Origin of the sequence: Paraburkholderia sp. (assembly GCF_049581445.1) — a bacterium.
Lineage (GTDB): Bacteria > Pseudomonadota > Gammaproteobacteria > Burkholderiales > Burkholderiaceae > Paraburkholderia.
Genome location: NZ_JBAURZ010000282.1, coordinates 1 through 2,309, shown reverse-complemented (window position 1 = coordinate 2,309; position 2,309 = coordinate 1). Strand labels below are relative to the sequence as shown.

Annotated in this window: 3 protein-coding genes; all 3 read left to right on the top strand. The window is 64.9% G+C overall.

Annotated features, from left to right (window positions below; all coding sequences use genetic code 11):
- Window positions 1-815: 2-aminoethylphosphonate ABC transporter permease subunit (locus WCA85_RS23435; RefSeq protein WP_424067238.1), on the top strand; the 815-nt coding region annotated here is incomplete at its 5' end.
- A complete protein-coding gene (phnV, locus tag WCA85_RS23430) occupies window positions 815-1,678 on the top strand; it encodes a 2-aminoethylphosphonate ABC transport system, membrane component PhnV (protein WP_424067237.1) in 864 nt (287 codons plus the stop codon). The genes WCA85_RS23435 and phnV, both read left to right, overlap by 1 nt.
- 78 nt (window positions 1,679-1,756) lie before the next feature.
- Window positions 1,757-2,309: FCD domain-containing protein (locus tag WCA85_RS23425; RefSeq protein ID WP_424067236.1), on the top strand; the 553-nt coding region annotated here is incomplete at its 3' end.

The window sequence follows — 2,309 nt, the reverse complement described above, 5'->3', positions numbered from 1 at the left end:
GGCACCTGCTGTTCCTCGCCGTGGTTGTGCTGGGCCCGCTGGTGGTCTATCCGCTGATTCGGCTTGTCCTGCTCAGTCTGACCGGCCCCCATGGCGGCCTCGGCTTTCAGGCTTATGGAACCTTCTTCGGCAATCCAGAAACGCGTGGCGTGGTCGGCACGACACTCTGGGTGCTGTTTGCCAGCGCGGGACTGGCCTCGCTGCTTGGCGTGGCGCTGGCCTCGATGCTGTTTTTCAAGCCGTTCCCGGGTGCGCGGCTCGTCACGCGGTTCCTCGAACTGTTCGTCGCGTTTCCGTCGTTTCTGGTCGCCTTTACGCTGATTTTTCTCTACGGCTCGCAGGGCTCGGTGAGTATTGGTTTGCAGCGGTTGTTCCATCTCAGTACGCCGCCGCTCGACTTTCTGTTTGGCGTAGGCGGGGTGATTCTCGCCGAGGTGGTGTTCTACGCGCCGTTCGTCGTGCGCCCGACGCTCGCTTCGTTTGCGACGCTCGACATGCGCCTGATTGAAGCGGCCCGCAGCCTCGGCGCCAACGGCTGGATGGTGGCGTTCAAGGTGATTCTGCCGCTCGCGTGGCCGGGTATCGCAGCCGGCACCATCCTGTGCTTCCTGCTGACGCTAAATGAGTTCGGCATTTTGCTGGTGCTCGGCAGTGCCCATCTGATCACGCTGCCGGTTGCAATCTACAGCTCCGCGACGGTGGATCTGGACTTGCCGACCGCTGCTGCCGGCGCCGTCGTGATGCTGGCGATGTCTTTGTCGTTGTATGCGCTGTACCGCCAGGTCAACCGGCGCAAGGTGAGAGGAGCACGCTAATGGCCGTCGATCTGGACCCCACTGTTTTGCCGGTCATGCACAAGCGCGCACGGCCGGTGCAGCGCAGTCTGCTCACCCGCGTGGCGGGCGGCGCGTTTCTCGCATTTGCTGCGTTGCTGTGCTTCTGGTTGTTCGTCTTGCCTGTGGTCGTGGTGGCGCTGTCGAGCGTCGCCGGCCATTGGTCCGGCACGATCCTGCCCGACGGATTCAGCATGCGCTGGTTCGAGCGGCTTGGTTCGAGTGATTTCGACGCGCTGACCACTAGTCTGGAAGTCGGTTTGGGTGTGGGTGTGCTCGGCACCATCCTCGGCTTGTGGCTGGCCCTCGCGCTTGAAGGACGCGACCGGCGCGGGCTAGGCGCGCTCGTCGATACGATCGCGATGATGCCCAACGGCGTGCCAAGCGTGGTGCTCGGCCTGGCGGTGCTGATCGCGTATCACAAGCCGCCGGTCGATCTGTCCAGCTCGGCGGCGATCGTCGTGTTTGTGCAGCTCGCGCTGGTGCTGCCGTTCTGCTACCGCTGCGCGGCAGCGGCCCTGCGCCCTGAGTTGACCATTCTGCGCGAAGCGGCGGCCAGCCTCGGCGCGCCGCCTTCAATGGTGCTGCGCCGCGTCGTGCTGCCACAACTCGTGCCGGCCATACGCGCCAGTCTCGCGCTGGGCTTCGCGCTCTCGCTGGGCGAACTGGGTGCGACCCTGACCGTGTACCCGCCCGGGTTTGCGACGGTGCCGATCGTGGTGGTCGGCCAGGTGGAGCGCGGCTATTACCTGCCCGCGTCCGCTCTCTCACTGATTCTGTTGATGGTCTCGCTTGCCGCGCTGCTGTTGATCGCCGCGCGGGTTCCGCGCCGCCGGGTCGACTGACCGGCGGATTGCCCTGACTTTCTGTGCGTGATGAGCCAGCGGCATCTCACCAACATAAATGTGGCAAAAATTGGCGAAATGACCGAAAATATGCAGACAGCCTCAGTCGATCCGATTGACGTCGTACGCCGGCATTCCTTGACGGCGCTGGTTCGGGAAGAGATCGAGCGCAACATCATCGAGGGGGTGCTGGCGCCCGGCGCGAAGCTGAACGAAGCGGACTGGGCGGCGCGCCTGCAGGTTTCGCGCGGTCCGGTACGCGAGGCGTTTCGCGCGCTGGAGCAGGCCGGCCTCGTGCGCAACGAGAAGAACCGCGGCGTGTTTGTACGGGTGGTGTCGCTGGCGGAGGCTGACGAGATTTACGCGGTGCGCGCGGTGCTTGAAGAAGCGGCGTGCCGGATGTTGGCGTCGAGCATCGACGCGGTGCAACTGGCCGAACTGCGCAAGCAGATCGACGCCATGCGCAGCGCGCTCGAGACCCACGACGACGGCGCCTACGCGCGTGCCAATGTGGCGTTCCACGACGGCATCGTGGCGGCGGCGGGCAACGGCAAGCTGTATGAGACGTATCGACGCCTGGTGTGTGAATTGAGCCTGTTCCGGCATGCCGCGCTGGTGGTGCGCGCTGACG